Source organism: Streptomyces sp. NPDC059248 (assembly GCF_042753905.1).
In the GTDB taxonomy this organism is placed as follows: domain Bacteria; phylum Actinomycetota; class Actinomycetes; order Streptomycetales; family Streptomycetaceae; genus Streptomyces.
The window spans coordinates 1-14,407 of the sequence record NZ_JBHYZV010000128.1 but is presented as its reverse complement, the minus strand read 5'-3'; the positions used below and the strand labels follow the sequence as shown (position 1 = coordinate 14,407).

The window sequence follows — 14,407 nt, the reverse complement described above, 5'->3', positions numbered from 1 at the left end:
TCCTGGCGCTCGGCGGCGGGGTCTACACCCCCCGCGGCGGGGGCTGCCGCCCCGTGTACCCCCCCGCCTGGCGGTGCCCCCCCCGGGGGGGGGGCGGGGCCCCGCCGCCCCCTGACCCTCCGGCGGAGCCGGTCGTGAACAGCCCAGGAGACGCACCATGCTGACCTTCACCCTGCGCCGGGCGCTCCAGATGATCCCCGTCGTCCTCGGGGTGACCATCGCCACCTTCGGACTCGGCCAGATCATCCCGGGCGACCAGGCGACGGCCCTCCTCGGCCCCACCTCGTCCGAGGAGGACCGGCAGGCGCTCCGCGCCGACCTCGGCCTCGACGAACCCGCGATCTCCCGCTACTTCACCTACCTCGGCAACCTCCTCGGCGGCGACCTCGGACGCTCCCTCTCCTTCGGCCGGCCGGTGTCGGAGGTGATCTCCGAACGGCTCCTCAACACGGTCCTGCTCTCCGGCACCGCCATCGTCGTCGCGGCCCTCGCCGGGGTCGCCATCGGCACCTGGGCCGCCATGAAGCCGGGATCCCTCCGGGACCGCGGACTGACCGTCGGCGTCCTCTTCCTCAACTCCGTGCCGTCGTTCTGGTTCGGCCTCGTCCTGATCGTCGTCTTCTCCCTCCAGCTCAGGATGCTCCCGGCCACCGGGATGACCTCCATCGGCGGAGGCGGCCCCCTCGACGTCGCGGCCCACATGGTGCTGCCGGTGATCACCCTCTCGGCCTGGTCCCTCGCGGTGATCGCCAGGATGACGCGCTCCGCCGTACTGGAGGTGATCGGCAACGACTACGTCCGCACCGCCCGGTCCCGCGGCGTCGGCGAACTCCGGGTCGTCACCCGCCATGTGCTGCCCAACGCGATGCCCTCCGTCATCACCGTCATCGGCCTCCAGGCCGGCTTCCTCCTCAGCGGCGCCGTCCTCACCGAGACCGTGTTCTCCTGGCCCGGTATCGGCCTCGCCCTCCACCAGGCCGTCTCCAGCCGGGACATCCCCCTGGTCCAGGGCGGAATCCTGGTCATCGCCGTCGCCTTCGTCCTCATCAACTTCCTGGTGGACGTGGCCCAGGCCTACTTCAACCCCAAGATCAAACTCGCCTAGCGGGAGGCATCAGCGTGTCCGTTCTCGAAGTGGAACACCTCAAGGTCGCCTACCCCGGCCGGGCCGGCGCCGCCGTGGAGACCGTCCGGGACGTCTCGTTCCGCGTCGCCGAGGGCGAAGCCCTCGGGGTCGTCGGCGAATCGGGCTGCGGCAAGAGCCAGACCATGCTGGCCGTCCTCGGCCTGCTCGGCCACGAGGGCGCCGAGACCTCGGGACGTATCGCCTTCGACGGCCGCGACATCGGCGGACTCGCCCCGAAGCGGCTCCGGGAGATCCGGGGCAGCGGCATCGCCCTCGTCTCGCAGGACGCCCTCTCCGCGCTCAACCCGGCGATGACCATCGGCGCCCAGATGGCCGAACCCCTCGTCCGGTACGACGGACACTCCCGCCGCGCCGCCGCCGACCGGTGCGCCGAACTCCTCGACCTGGTCGGCATCCCGGGACCCCGCGACCGGCTCCGGGCCCACCCCCACGAACTCTCCGGCGGGATGCGCCAGCGGGTCCTGATCGCCATGGCGATCAGCCGGGGACCCCGGCTGCTGATCGCCGACGAACCCACCACCGCCCTCGACGTCACCATCCAGGCCCAGGTACTGGGCCTCATCGACCGCCTCCGCCGGGAACTGCGGATGGCACTCGTCCTGATCACCCACGACCTGGGAGTCGTCGCCGGCGTCACCGACCGGATCGCCGTCATGTACGGCGGCCGGATCGTCGAAACCGCGCCCACCACCGAACTCTTCGACACCCCCGGCCACCCCTACACCCGCGCCCTGATGGCCTCCGTCCCCCGGATGGACCACCGGGTCGACCGGCTCCCCGCCATCCCCGGCTTCCCGCCCCACCCCGCGGACCCGCCACCCGGCTGCGCCTTCCAGCCCCGCTGCGCCGACGCCCGGCCCGCCTGCGCGGACTCCGTACCCGAACTGCTCCCGCCGCCCGGCGCGCACCCCCTCCACACCGTCCGCTGCCCCTACCCCGCCCCCGCCGCCGCGGGGGAGCCGCACCCCGCAGGAGCACCCGTATGACCACCCGCGAGAGCACCCGTACGAGCACGGCACCCGCCCCCGACGCCGTCACGGTCGAGGACCTCGAAGTCCGGTTCCCCGTCCGTACCGGAGTGCTGCGCCGGGTCACCGGCACCGCACGCGCGGTCGACGGCGTCTCCTTCACCGTCCCCGCCCGCGGCATCGTCACCATCGTCGGCGAGAGCGGCAGCGGCAAGACCACCACCGGACGCGCCCTGGTGGGCCTCTCCCCGGTCGCCGCCGGGCGCGTTCTGATCGAGGGCCGCCCGCTCGCCGAGCTCCGCGCCGACAAGTCGCTGCCCCGGGCCGTCCAGATCGTCCACCAGGACCCGTACGCCAGCCTCAACCCCCGGATGACCATCGGCGCCACGATCCGCGAAGTCGTCCGCGTCCACCGCACGGTCCCCCGGGAGCGGGCCCCGGCCCGCGCCGCCGAACTGCTCGCCCAGGTCGGACTCGCCCCCGAACTCGCCGACCGCTACCCGTACGAACTCTCCGGCGGCCAGCGGCAACGCGCCGCCATCGCCCGCGCGCTGGCGGTCGAACCCCGCTTCATCGTCTGCGACGAGATCGTCTCCGCCCTCGACGTCAGCGTCCAGGGCCAGATCGTCAACCTCCTCAAGGACCTCTGCCGGGACGGCGAGGTGAGCTTCCTCTTCATCTCCCACGACATGAGCGTCGTCCGGCACATCTCCGACCGGGTCGTCGTCATGTACGGCGGCCGGGTCATGGAGAGCGGGCCGTGCGCCGCGGTCTTCGACACACCCCGCCACCCCTACACCCACTCCCTGCTCGCCGCCGTACCGGTACCCGACCCGCGTGCCCCCGCGCCCGGCGCGGGCACCCGGCTGCGCGCCGAACCCCCGGACCCCACCGACCCGCCGCCCGGCTGCCGCTTCCAGCGGGCCTGCGCCTTCGCCACCGACCTGTGCCGTACCGAGCCCCCGCCGTCCACCCCGGTCGGCGGTACGGAGCACCACACCGTGGCCTGCCACCACCACGGCACGCCCGCCGTGCGGGCCGCGCTCACCATCGAGAGGACCACGACATCATGACCCCGCCCGACCGCCAGGCCGACACCGGACCGCCGCCGGTCTGGACCTCGTTCACCGGGTCCCGCCGCGCCGACCCCGCCGGTACGGAGATCCCGCTCGTCGACCCGGCCACCGGCGCCCGCTGGGCCACCGCCCACCAGGACCCCGGCGCCGTGGACACCGCGGTCGCCGCCGCCCGGGCCGCCCTGCGCTCCCCCTCCTGGGGCGGACTGCCCCAGCACGCCCGCGCCGACCTCCTGTACCGCCTCGGCGACGTACTCACCGCGCACCGGGACGAACTCGCCGCCCTGGAGACCCGCGCCAACGGCAAACCGCTCGCGGCCACCCGGGCGGAGGTGTCCGTACTCGCCCGCTGGTACCGCTACTACGCGGCCGTCGCGGAGACCCTGGAGGACCGCTCCCGTCCCCTCGGCACCACCGCACACGCGGTGATCCGCCGGGAACCCCTCGGCGTCGTCGCCGCCCTCACGCCCTTCAACGGCGCCCTGTCCCTGGGGTCCTGGAAGCTCGCCCCCGCCCTCGCCGCCGGCAACACCGTCGTCCTCAAGCCCCCGCCGCAGGCGCCCGCCTCCTCCGTCCGCCTCGCCGAACTGGCGCTGGAGGCCGGCTTCCCACCCGGCGTCGTCACCGCCGTCATCGGCGGCGCCGACGAGGCACGGCTGCTCACCGACCACCCGGACGTCGCCATGGTCACCTTCACCGGCAGTACCTCGGTGGCCCGGGAACTCGGGGCCAGGGCCGCCGCCCGGATGAAGCGGTTCGTCTGCGAGGCCGGGGGCAAGTCCGCCCATGTCGTCTTCGCCGACGGCGACCTCGACGCGGCCGTGGCCGCCGCCCGGCAGGGCGCCTTCTCGGCGGCGGGCCAGACCTGTGTCGCGGGATCGCGGATCCTCGTGCAGGACGAGGTGTACGAGGAGTTCCTCGCCCGCTTCGCCGACGCCGTGACGGAACTCCGGGTCGGCGACCCGCGCGACGCCCGCACCCAGATCGGCCCCCTGGCCTCGGCCGCGGCGCTGGCCCGGGTCGAGGAGTACGTCGACGACGCCGTGGCGGCCGGCGCCCGCGCGGTCACCGGTGGCCGCCCGCCCCGGACCACCGGCGGCACGGAGGGCGGCTTCTGGTACCTGCCCACGGTCCTCGCCGACGTACCGTCCGACGCGGCGGTCCGCCGTGAGGAGGTCTTCGGACCCGTCGCCACCGTCCAGCCGTTCACCACCGAGGACGAGGCCGTGGCCCTCGCCAACTCCCTGGAGTACGGACTCGCCGCCGGGCTCTGGACGCGCGACGCCGCGCGCGCCCACCGGGTGGCGGGCCGTCTGGAGGCCGGAGTGGTCTGGGTGAACACCTACCGGCTGTTGCACTGGTCCGTGCCGTTCGGCGGCCACAAGCAGTCCGGGCTCGGCCGGGAGAACGGGGTCGAGGCCGTCGAGGAGTTCCTCCAGACCAAGTCCGTCATCACCGAGTACGGGGTCCCCGCCGACCCCTTCGGCAGCTGACCCGACCCGGCGCCCCGGGCACCATCCGTCACTACCGCGCGAAGGAACACCATGGAATTCCTGGTCAATATCCGGATCGACTGGCCCCACGGCATGGACCCGGAGCAGAAGGAGGCGGTCTCCACCGCCGAACGCCGCCGCGCCGCCGAACTGGCCGCCGACGGCCGGCTCGTCCGGATGTGGCGGGTACCGGGCCGCACCGAGAACTGGGGCCTGTGGCGGGCCGCGGACCCCACCGAACTCCACGACATCATCTCGGGCCTGCCCGTCTGGCCGTGGATGACCGTGACGGTGCACGCCCTGGCCCGGCACCCGGTCGACCCGGCGCCGCCCGGAGCGGACACCGGGCACTGACCCCCGCGCCCGGTTCCCACGGCTGACCCCGGTGGCCGGTTTCCGGCGGCCGGTCCCCGCGGTCGCGGGAACCGGCCCACCGGGCGGCGTAGTAGCGTCCGCGTCGTGAACGCGACCGACGCCCTCGTCCGCCTCTGCCCGCCGCCCGCGGGTCCGCCGCGCGTGGTGGACTGGGCCCGTACCGAGCGCGCTCTCGGTACGGCCCTGCCCGCCGACTACAAGAGGCTCGCCGAAACGTACGGTGACGGTGTCTTCGACGAGACGTTCTGGCTCCTCGCCCCCGGCTCCGCCCACGACGACTGCGACCTCGCCGTGCAGGTGAAGGAGCGCGACGAGATCCTGGCCGGCCTGTGGGAGCTGGGCGAGGACAGGCCCGCCTGCCTGCTGGAGCCGGATGCCCGGGTCGTTCCCTGGGCGTACGAAGAGGGCACGGGCGCGTTCCTGTACTGGCTGGTGCGGCCCGGCCGGCACCCCGACGAGTGGACCGTGCTCTACAACGAGGGCCGCGGCCCCCTCTGGGAGCACCATGACACCGGATGCGCCGACTTCCTGCTGGCCGTCCTCACGGGAACCGCGGACACGGAGTACTTCGGCTACTTCTACGAGGTGCTGAAACCGGCGGAGCACCGTTTCGAGCCGGCCGACGCCGTCTTCGGGACGCACGCGGGCTGACGGCGCGGGACGCCGCCCGTCAGGCGGACAGCGCCGCCAGTTCCGCGTTGGCGCGCTCGGTGACCAGGGTGAGGACACGGCCGGCGGCGGCCAGGTCGTCGGCGGGTATCCCGCCCCAGACCCGGGCGGAGACGGGGGCGACCTCCGCCTGGGCGGTGGCGAGCAGTGCGCGCCCCGCTTCAGTGGGGCGCAGATGCGGGCCGTCCGCCACGAGCAGCTCCTTGGCCAGGAGTTCGTCGAGCGTGGCGCGGATCTCGGCCGGATCGGCCTTGAGGGAGTCGCGGACCGATGAGACGAGATCGTCCGGTGTCCGCGCCGCGTCGGCGGTCGCGGCGGCGCGCAGCGCGATCTGCTGCTGGAACGTGACGCCGTGCCGGGCCAGGACATGCTCCAGGACGCCGCGGGCGGCGTAGTGCGCCAACCCGAGTACGCGGGCGTCGGCGGCGGGTGCGGTGGTGGTCATGGCGTTCTCCCCTGAGTGCTCTCGTCGTTCGGTACGGGTGGTGGTGCGAGAGGTACGTCGAGCAGGGTCGTCAGCTCGTCGGTGAACGCGCGCGTCCGCGCGGCGTCCAGGCCGCCGAGGGGCTCCAGCAATCGCCCCAACAGCTCCTGGACCACGGTGACGGCCCGCCGGGTGACGGTCCGGCCCTCCTCGGTGAGGGCGAGCTGTACGGCGCGCGGATCGCGCGGATCGCGGGCGCGCTCGATCAGTCCGGCCGACTCCAGGGCGCGCGCCAGCTTCGAGACGTACAGCGCCTCCAGGCCGGTGTGGTCGGCGAGCCGTCGCTGACTGGGCCGCTCGCCGAGGCGCTGGAGGCCGTACAACGACGCGAGCAGCGCGTACTGCGCGTGGGTGAGACCCAGCGGAGCCAGCGCGCGATCGACCGCGGTACGCCACTTGTTGGCGAGCCGCCACACCAGGAAGCCCGGCGTGGGGCCCGGTGAACCTTGACCCATAGCCAATAAAGTACATGGCGACTATAGTCATGGCTACTATTTAGTCGGCGGTCCGGGGCGGGGGAACACGATGGAGTGGGTGACCGGTGAGGGGCGCCCGGTGGTCTGGTGGCTACTGGGTCTGGCGGTGTTCAACGGCGGGTTGGGTGCCTGGTGCTGGGTCAGGGGACTCGGCGACCGTGCGACCATCCGACGGATCAAACGCGAGGGGATCGGCCCGGTGGAGGCCGCGCGGCAGCTCGGCGGGGAGCGGTACGCCGCGCGGACGGCCGTGTGCCTCCTCGTCGTGGAGGGGGCCGTCGAGGTGTCGGACCGGGGCGGGATCGCCGCCGTACCGGACGCTCCCGACCCGGCCGACCCGGTGCTGTCGGAGCTGCTCACGGCCCTTCGGCGACGGGGCCCCGCAGGCGTCCCCCTGTACAAGATCGTGGACGGGGCCGCTTTCAAGCCGTACCGGCGTCTGCTGAAGCGGCGGCGGCCGGACGTGCGCCGGTACGCCGAGCCGAGCCGGGTCGTCGCTTCGTTCGCCGCCTTCGGAACGAGCCTGGGGCTGTGCGCGCACGCCCTGGCCGCCGGGGTGCCCGTCCCCCTGGTCGACGGGGACCCCGCCGTGTGGGTCGTGCTGTGGTTCCCCGTCGCCGCTCTGCTCTGGCTCGCCGCCTGCCTGTGGCCCGGGGACCGCACCCGGCGGTGGCGGAGCTTCAACCGATACTGCCGGCGGAGGCTCGACGCGGCGCTGGCGGGGCTGCCGGCCGGGACGCGTGCCGCGCTGGACAAGGGGGCCTCCAAGCCCGTTCCGCCCCGCCCGCGCCCCCGTCCGGAACCGAGCCGTCCGGGACGGAAGTCCCAGGATTTTGGTGACTGGGCCGACGCCGTCGGTACGGACTCGTGCGGTGGCGGCGGCTGCGGCGGAAGCGACTGAGGCCGCGTACCGGCAGGGCCGGGTATCCGGGCGCGGGAACCCGGCCCTACCGGGATGGTGACCGGGACGGCGACCGGGGGTGGGGTCGACGAAGGTCCGAGTGCTCCGGGGTCCGAGTGCTCAGGCCACCGGCCGGGGCTTTACGATCATCGTCGGGCACGACGGGCCGAGACGGCCGGGCGTCGCGGCCCCGACCGACCCCGAGGAGACCTTGTGAGCAGACGTTCCCGCCGCGACGGGTCGGCACCGGGCGCGATACGCCCCACCGTCACCGTCTGCCGGGGCTGCTGCTGCGGCACCCCCAAGATCCCCGGCATCGACCACGCCGCCCAGCTGCGGGATCTGCGGACGGCGCTGGAGGGGAAGGCGACCGTCCGGGTCACCGACTGCCTCGACGTCTGCGAGCAGGCCAATGTCGTCGTCGTCCAGCCATCGGCCGACGGCCGCAGGGCCGGTGGCCGCCCGGTCTGGCTCGGCCTCGTCAACGACCCCGACGCCGTCGCCGACATCGCGACCTGGGCCGACGACGGAGGCCCCGGACTCGCCGACCCGCCCGACGTCCTTGGTCTCTACACCTTCAGCCCCTCCCGTCGCGTCCGCGCCGAACTGCCCGAGTCCTAGGGCGTGTCCGCATAGTCCCGCTGCCCGATGACCGGGTCACACCCGGGCGATCAGCGCGTACCGCTCGTCCGTCACCTCCTTGCCCCACAGCTCGGGGTCACCGCTCAGATCCTCGGTGCGCAGCTCCGCGACGAGCGGGCGGATCGCTTCGGTGAGCGCGGCGGCCGTGATCCCGCCGTGCCAGGGGAGGGTTTCCGCCCCGGCCACGTACGGTGTGCCGCCGCCGGACTGCCGCCATCTCCCCTCGACCAGGACGAGCGTGCCGCCGGGCCGCAGCCGTCCGGCCCAAGCGCGCAGGGCCGCCGCCGGATCGGGCAGGGTCCAGACGAGATGACGGCAGATCACGGCGTCGAACCGATCGTCCCCGGTCGGCGGCTCGGCGGCGTCCCCCACGAGGAACCGGGCCGGGAGTCCGGCGGCGGTGAGCTTCGCGCGGGCCCTATCGATCATTTGCGGTGACAGGTCCACCCCGGTGACCCGGTGTCCTGCCCCGGCCGCGACGGCCGAGAGCGAGCCGGTGCCGCAGCCGATGTCGAGCACGTCCGACGGGGAGGGCGGCAGCCAGGACACGAGCCGCTCCGACCACGCCTCGCGGGTCGCCCCGGCGCGCAGACCGTGGTCCGGCTCGTCGTCGAACCCGGCCGCGGCCGAGTCCCAATAGCCCTTGATGGCTGAGGAGATCGTCATGCCCCGAGCCTCTCACCCACCACTGACAATCCCGCCCGGGGCCGAGTCCCGGCAGTCGCGTCTGGCCCCGTGGGGCCCGGCGAGTCACAATGATCACAACGGTCCCCGGGTCCGCGGCGCGACGCCGCACGGGCGTCCCGCGCCGCGGCCCCCGGCATACGAGGGGAGCGGGACCATGGCCGATGACACAGCGTTCCCGGAGCACACAGCGTTTCCGGACCACTACACCGACCGCGACGACGCGGGACGGCGTCTCGCGGACCGGTTGCGGCATCTGGCGGGACGGCCGGTCGTGGTGCTCGGCCTGCCGCGCGGCGGCGTCCCGGTCGCCGCCCGGGTCGCCGAGGCCCTCGGCGCGCCGCTCGACGTCTGCCTCGTCCGGAAACTGGGCGTCCCTTTCCAGCCCGAGCTGGGGATGGGCGCCATCGGAGAGGACGGTGTACGGGTCATCAACGACCGGGTGGTCCGGATGGGCGGCATCGGGGACGACGAACTCGCGGCCGTCGAGGAGCACGAACGGGCGGTACTCGCCCGGCGGGCCGGGCTCTACCGGGGCGACCGGGCACCCGAGCCGCTGGGCGGCCGTACCGTGATCGTGGTCGACGACGGCGTGGCCACCGGCTCCACCGCCAGGGTCGCCTGCCGGATCGCGCGGGCCAGGGGCGCGGACCGGCTGGTGCTCGCCGTGCCCGTGGCACCCCCGGGCTGGACCGGACTGCTCGGCGACGAGGCCGACGAACTCGTCTGCCCCATGACCCCCGCCGGATTCTCCGCGGTGGGCCAGTTCTACACCGACTTCGAACAGACGGACGACTCCGAAGTCGTCGACTGTCTGGTGCGCGCCGCGCGCCGGATACGCGACACCCCCGCAGGCCCGCCGTCCGGCGGGGCGGAGGTCCGGATCCCGGCGGGGGACGAAGGATGGCTCGCCGGACGGCTGGACCTGCCGCCGCACGCGACCGGCGCCGTGCTCTTCGCCCACGGCAGCGGCAGCGGCCGGAACAGCCCGCGCAATCGCCGGGTCGCCACCGGTCTTGCCGCCCGCGGCCTGGGCACCCTGCTCTTCGACCTGCTCACCGAGGCCGAGGCGGCGGACCGGGCGAACGTCTTCGACACCCCGCTGCTGGCGGGACGGCTCACCGCGGCCACCGACTGGCTCACGGCGCGCCCCGACACCGCCCGTCTCCCCTACGGCTACTTCGGCGCCAGCACCGGAGCCGCCGCCGTGCTGTGGGCGGCGGCCGAACCCGGGAGCCGGTGCGCCGCGGTGGTCTCCCGGGGCGGACGCCCCGACCTGGCGGACGAGCGGCTGCCCGCCGTGACGGCCCCCACCCTGCTCGTCGTCGGGGGAGCGGACCCACTGGTGCTGGATCTGAACCGGCGGGCGCGGCGGCGGCTCGGCGGGGAGAGCGCGCTGCTCGTCGTCGACGGCGCCGGGCACCTCTTCGAGGAACCCGGCGCACTCGACCGGGTGACGGAGGCCGCCGCCGACTGGTTCACCGCCGCTTTCGGCGCCCACGGGTGAGGCCACGGCTACGAAGTCCCGCCCGGACCGCGACGCCCGGCGCGGAGCCGTACCGCCTCGTGTCAGACCACCAGCCGGCCGTCCCTGGCGATCACCCGGCCGCCGCGGACCACGAACCGCGGCACCGGGCGGTCGACCACCGTCTCCGGTACCGAGCCGGTCGGCACCAGGACGAAATCGGCCGGATCGCCCACCGCGAGCCGCGACGGCTCCAGGCCGAGGAGCGCGGCGCCGCCCTGGGCCACGACGTCGTAACAGGCGACGAGTTCGTCGTCGGTACGGGCGTCGGTGCGGTACGCCAGCAGATGCGCCCGGTTGATCATGTTGCCGTCGCCGAAGGGCGACCAGGCGTCGCGTACGCCGTCGGAACCCGCGGCGACCAGCACCCCGTGCCCGGTCAGTACCCCGGTCGGCAGCACCGGATCGGCGCCCAGGGCGCAGGTCGTGAGGGCGACCCCGGACTCGGCGAGCAGCCGGGCCGTGGCGGCCAGTTCGTCCCCGGCGAGATCGGCGACGCAGAACGCGTGACTGACCGTCACCCGCCCTTCCATGCCCGCGTCGACAGTGCGGCGGGCGATCTCCGTCAGCTGGCGCACCCCGTCCGGGTTGCCGTCGTGGAGATGGATGTCGAGAGGGACGTCCTCCCGTACGGCGGTGCCGAAGAGGAAGTCGAGCTGGCCGTCCTGATCGCCGTCGACGCCCAGCGGGTCGAGACCGCCGAGGATGTCCGCGCCCTCGCCCAGGGACCGGGCCAGCAGTTCGGCCGTGCCGGGCCTGCTGATCAGGCCGAGCTGGGGGAAGGCCACCACCTGGACGTCGAGGAGTCCGGTCCTGGCGTCCGCCGCGGCCCGGACGCCGTGGACGGCGGAGAGCCCGTACACCGGTGCCACGTCGACATGCGCGCGCATGGCCCGCGTCCCGTGGGCGGCGGCGGCGTCCATCAGCGCCCCCGACCGCTCGGCGGCCGAACCGGGGATCCGCGCGCGGGCCCGGACATCGCCCTCGATCAGGTCGCCCAGCGTCCGGGCGGGCTCCCGGCTCAGCCAGGGGCCGCCCCAGGTCGTCTTGTCCGGATGGATATGCGCGTCCACGGGTGAGGGCAGCGCCAGCGCGCCCCCCGCTTCCACGGTGACGCATCCGGTGGGCGGCCCGTCCGGGGGATCGAACGCGACGATCCGGCCGTCGGCCGTCAGCAGGTCGGCGAGACGGCCGTCGGCGGTACGGACGGCGGTGAACAGGACGGGGGTGTGCGGGGCCATGGGCCTGCGTACTCCTCGGGTCTCGAAGGGGATCTGGAAGATGCTGTACGGATGGGGGGCGGCGCGTACGTCAAGGTCCGGGCGGCCCGGCCCCCGCCACCCGCTCCGGATTCACGGGCTCCGGGTCCACCGCGGTGAGCAGCCGCATCGCCGCCTCCCGGGTTCCGGCCACATGAGCGCGGGCGATACGTTCCGCCTCCCGCGCGTCCCCGTCCCGGATGGCCGCGTACAGCCGCTCGTGCTCACCGCACATGGCGACACCGTCCGCGGGCTCCGTGGTGAGGCTGAACAGCCTGCGCAGCCGGCCGTCGAGCGGTGCCATCAGGTCCAGCAGCAGCGGATTGCCCGCCATGACGACGATCTGCTGATGGAAGTCGGCGTGCACGGAGGCCAGTTCCCGGGTGCGCCGGGCGGTCCCGGCGGCCCGGCGGGCGCGTTCGAGCAGGCGTTCGAGGACGCGCAGCCCCGCCGCGTCGGCCCGGTCGGCCGCCAGCGCCGCCGCCAGCGCCTCCAGCCGCTCCCGGATGTCGAAGAAGTCCGCCGCCTCCGCCGGGCCGAGCGGCGCGACGAACGCCCCCCGCCGCGCCGCCGCGGTGACGAACCCCTCCGTCTCCAGCCGCTGGAGCGCCTCGCGGACGGGGATCCGGGAGACCCCCAGCTCCTCCGCCAGCTCGCGCTCCACGATCCGGTGCCCCGACGGCCACCGGCCGTCGATGATCCGCTCCCGCACCTCCAGATACACCTGGTCGCGCAGGGACCGGTGCGCGCCGCCGATCGTGTCGCGGGCGGGTGGGCCGGTGGTCCGGCTGCCGCTCATGGCTGACTCCCTCGCCTACGGGCCGGAGACGGTCCGGCCCCGTCCGGTGCTGTCGTCATGATCATCGCAGACTCCGGAAAAGCTCCCGGAACCTCTTGATTGGTATTCGGTATACCAGATAACTTGAGCGCCGCGCCTGATCGATACCGCCTGAGCTGGTCTTTTCCTTCACGCCTCGGTTCATCGGTTCATCGATCGTCCGCGAAGCCACGACCCGGTGGGCGCCGCTGAGCCGAGCGCGCACCGGAACCCGTCCCGCAGTCCCCGGCGAGACCCCCCACCGCGATCCGTACCGGGAGCCGTATCACCGCCGTTTCCCCCGGCCCTTCAGCACGTTGAGGAACCACCGATGAAGCAAACGCCCACCGCCGTCGAACCGCCCGCCGGGGCCACCACCGCCGCGCCCGGCGCGACCCCGCCCCCGCCGGGCGCGGGCGGTCTCGCCCAGGGCCGGATCGGCACCTCCGACCTGGTCTTCTTCGTTGTCGCCGCGGCGGCGCCGCTGACCGTGCTCGCCGGGGTCGCCCCCTTCGCGATCGGCATCGGCGGCCCGGGCACCCCGCTCGGCTATCTCGTCGCCGGTATCCTGCTGGTCCTCTTCGCCGCCGGGTTCACGGCGATGAGCCGCCACGTCCGCAACGCCGGAGCGTTCTACGCGTACGTGGCCCGGGGCCTCGGCCGCACCCTGGGCGTCGGCACCGCCTATCTGGCCACCCTCTCCTACAACCTGATCGCGCCCGGTGTGGCCGCCGGATTCGGCTACTTCGCCTCCACCACCATCGAGGACCTCACCGGTGCCGAGGTCCCGTGGTGGCCGCTGGCCACGCTCTGCGTCCTCGGCGTCGGGGTGCTGGGCTGGCTGCGGGTGACACTCAGCGCCAAGGTCCTCGGTATCGCCCTGGTCCTCGAAGTGCTGGTACTGCTGGTGATGGAGGTGGGCATCCTCGTCGACCGGGGGCCCGAGGCGTTCGACGCCACCTCCTTCGACCCCTCGGTCCTCGCCTCATCGGCGGGCATGGCCGGGATGTTCGTCCTGGTCATCGGCGCTTTCACCGGCTTCGAGGCGACCGCGATCTATGCCGAGGAGGCCCGCGACCCGGCTCGTACCGTCCCCAGGGCCACCTTCATCGCCATCGGATTCCTCGCCCTGTTCTACGCGGCCGGTGTGTGGATCCTGATGGGCGGCTTCGGTACCGACACCTCCGTCTCCATGGCGCGTACCGCCGACGGACCCCAGCTCACCTTCACCGCCGCCGAGCACTTCGTCGGCCGGTGGCTCGCCGACTCCATGCACGTCCTCATCGTGATCAGCGCCTTCGCCGCGACGCTCGCCTTCCACAACGCGGCGGCCCGCTATCTCTATGCCCTGGGCCGCGAGGGGCTGCTGCCCCGCCGCCTGGCCCGGGTCTCCCCGAAGCAGGGCTCCCCGGCCGCCGCCGTGGTGGTGCAGACGGCTGTCGGCCTGGTGATCGTGCTCGGCGGTGCGCTCATCGGCGCCGACCCGTACGGCGAGATCTTCCTCTGGTCGAACAGTACGGGCGTCCTCGGAATCATGATCATGCAGGCGCTGGCCGCGCTCGCCGTGGTGTTCTTCTTCCGCCGCGACCGCCAGGGCATGCCGGTCTGGCGGGTGGTGGTCGCCCCGCTGATCGCCTTCGCCGGACTGGCCGCGCTCGCGGTGCTCGCCGTCGTCCACTTCGACCTGCTCACCGGCCGCACCGGCGGGGTCAATATCGCCCTGCTGATACCGCTCCCCGTGGTCCTGGCGGCCGGATTCGCCGTCGCGCTCCGCATCCGCCGCCGGGAGCCGGAGTGGTACGCCCGCCTCACCGAGGTCGATGTGGAACGGGACTGACGCGGGCACGGTATCGGCGCGCGGGCGCCCCGGGACCGGTCCCCGGGGGCCCCC

Annotated in this window: 15 protein-coding genes; 10 read left to right on the top strand and 5 right to left on the bottom strand. The window is 74.0% G+C overall.

Annotation, left to right across the window (positions count from 1 at the left end; all coding sequences use genetic code 11):
• The first annotated feature begins 157 nt into the window (after positions 1 to 157).
• From ACFXG1_RS31920 to ACFXG1_RS31895, 6 genes are all read left to right on the top strand, one after another.
• The gene (locus ACFXG1_RS31920) at positions 158 to 1,105 is read left to right on the top strand and encodes an ABC transporter permease (protein WP_384721941.1); all 948 of its coding nucleotides are present in this window, start codon (positions 158 to 160) and stop codon (positions 1,103 to 1,105) included.
• Positions 1,106 to 1,119: 14 nt separating this feature from the next.
• Complete coding sequence (locus ACFXG1_RS31915) at positions 1,120 to 2,133, top strand: ABC transporter ATP-binding protein (protein WP_384745691.1); 1,014 nt, start codon at positions 1,120 to 1,122, stop codon at positions 2,131 to 2,133.
• Complete coding sequence (locus ACFXG1_RS31910; RefSeq protein WP_384745689.1) at positions 2,130 to 3,188, top strand: oligopeptide/dipeptide ABC transporter ATP-binding protein; 1,059 nt, start codon at positions 2,130 to 2,132, stop codon at positions 3,186 to 3,188. Before ACFXG1_RS31915 ends, ACFXG1_RS31910 begins: the two co-directional genes overlap by 4 nt.
• Positions 3,185 to 4,684 carry an aldehyde dehydrogenase family protein gene (locus ACFXG1_RS31905; RefSeq protein ID WP_384745687.1) on the top strand — a complete coding sequence of 500 codons (1,500 nt, stop codon included), beginning with the start codon at positions 3,185 to 3,187 and terminating at the stop codon, positions 4,682 to 4,684. The genes ACFXG1_RS31910 and ACFXG1_RS31905 overlap by 4 nt, the downstream gene beginning before the upstream one ends.
• A 51-nt stretch (positions 4,685 to 4,735) precedes the next feature.
• Positions 4,736 to 5,038 carry a muconolactone Delta-isomerase gene (locus ACFXG1_RS31900; RefSeq protein ID WP_384718291.1) on the top strand — a complete coding sequence of 101 codons (303 nt, stop codon included), beginning with the start codon at positions 4,736 to 4,738 and terminating at the stop codon, positions 5,036 to 5,038.
• A gap of 105 nt (positions 5,039 to 5,143) precedes the next feature.
• Entirely contained in the window at positions 5,144 to 5,710 is a 567-nt protein-coding gene (locus tag ACFXG1_RS31895) for a hypothetical protein (RefSeq protein WP_384718289.1), read from the top strand.
• 19 nt (positions 5,711 to 5,729) lie between these two features.
• Here the strand turns inward: ACFXG1_RS31895 and ACFXG1_RS31890 are convergent, their stop codons facing one another.
• Positions 5,730 to 6,173 (bottom strand): MarR family transcriptional regulator, encoded by a 444-nt coding sequence (locus ACFXG1_RS31890; protein ID WP_384718287.1) that lies wholly within the window; start codon positions 6,171 to 6,173, stop codon positions 5,730 to 5,732.
• Positions 6,170 to 6,667: a MarR family winged helix-turn-helix transcriptional regulator gene (locus ACFXG1_RS31885; RefSeq protein WP_384718285.1), complete on the bottom strand. Its 498-nt coding sequence runs from the start codon at positions 6,665 to 6,667 to the stop codon at positions 6,170 to 6,172. Before ACFXG1_RS31885 ends, ACFXG1_RS31890 begins: the two co-directional genes overlap by 4 nt.
• Before the next feature lie 70 nt (positions 6,668 to 6,737).
• Between ACFXG1_RS31885 and ACFXG1_RS31880 the strand changes: the two genes are divergently transcribed.
• A complete protein-coding gene (locus ACFXG1_RS31880; RefSeq protein ID WP_384745684.1) occupies positions 6,738 to 7,589 on the top strand; it encodes a hypothetical protein in 852 nt (283 codons plus the stop codon).
• Positions 7,590 to 7,802: 213 nt separating this feature from the next.
• Complete coding sequence (locus ACFXG1_RS31875; RefSeq protein ID WP_384745682.1) at positions 7,803 to 8,210, top strand: (2Fe-2S) ferredoxin domain-containing protein; 408 nt, start codon at positions 7,803 to 7,805, stop codon at positions 8,208 to 8,210.
• A 36-nt stretch (positions 8,211 to 8,246) separates the two neighbouring features.
• On the opposite strand, the gene ACFXG1_RS31870 is transcribed toward ACFXG1_RS31875, so the two are convergent.
• Complete coding sequence (locus tag ACFXG1_RS31870; RefSeq protein ID WP_384718998.1) at positions 8,247 to 8,897, bottom strand: class I SAM-dependent methyltransferase; 651 nt, start codon at positions 8,895 to 8,897, stop codon at positions 8,247 to 8,249.
• A gap of 175 nt (positions 8,898 to 9,072) precedes the next feature.
• Between ACFXG1_RS31870 and ACFXG1_RS31865 the strand changes: the two genes are divergently transcribed.
• A complete protein-coding gene (locus ACFXG1_RS31865) occupies positions 9,073 to 10,422 on the top strand; it encodes a phosphoribosyltransferase family protein (RefSeq protein ID WP_384745680.1) in 1,350 nt (449 codons plus the stop codon).
• Between the two features lie 62 nt (positions 10,423 to 10,484).
• Here ACFXG1_RS31865 and ACFXG1_RS31860 read toward each other — a convergent pair whose 3' ends face one another.
• The gene (locus tag ACFXG1_RS31860; RefSeq protein WP_384745678.1) at positions 10,485 to 11,681 is read right to left on the bottom strand and encodes an amidohydrolase; all 1,197 of its coding nucleotides are present in this window, start codon (positions 11,679 to 11,681) and stop codon (positions 10,485 to 10,487) included.
• A gap of 70 nt (positions 11,682 to 11,751) precedes the next feature.
• Positions 11,752 to 12,498 (bottom strand): GntR family transcriptional regulator, encoded by a 747-nt coding sequence (locus ACFXG1_RS31855; RefSeq protein ID WP_384745676.1) that lies wholly within the window; start codon positions 12,496 to 12,498, stop codon positions 11,752 to 11,754.
• Positions 12,499 to 12,847: 349 nt separating this feature from the next.
• On the opposite strand from ACFXG1_RS31855, the gene ACFXG1_RS31850 reads away from it, so the two are divergent.
• Positions 12,848 to 14,353, top strand: a complete 1,506-nt coding sequence (locus ACFXG1_RS31850) for an APC family permease (RefSeq protein ID WP_384745674.1) — start codon at positions 12,848 to 12,850, stop codon at positions 14,351 to 14,353.
• The last annotated feature ends 54 nt before the right edge of the window (positions 14,354 to 14,407 follow it).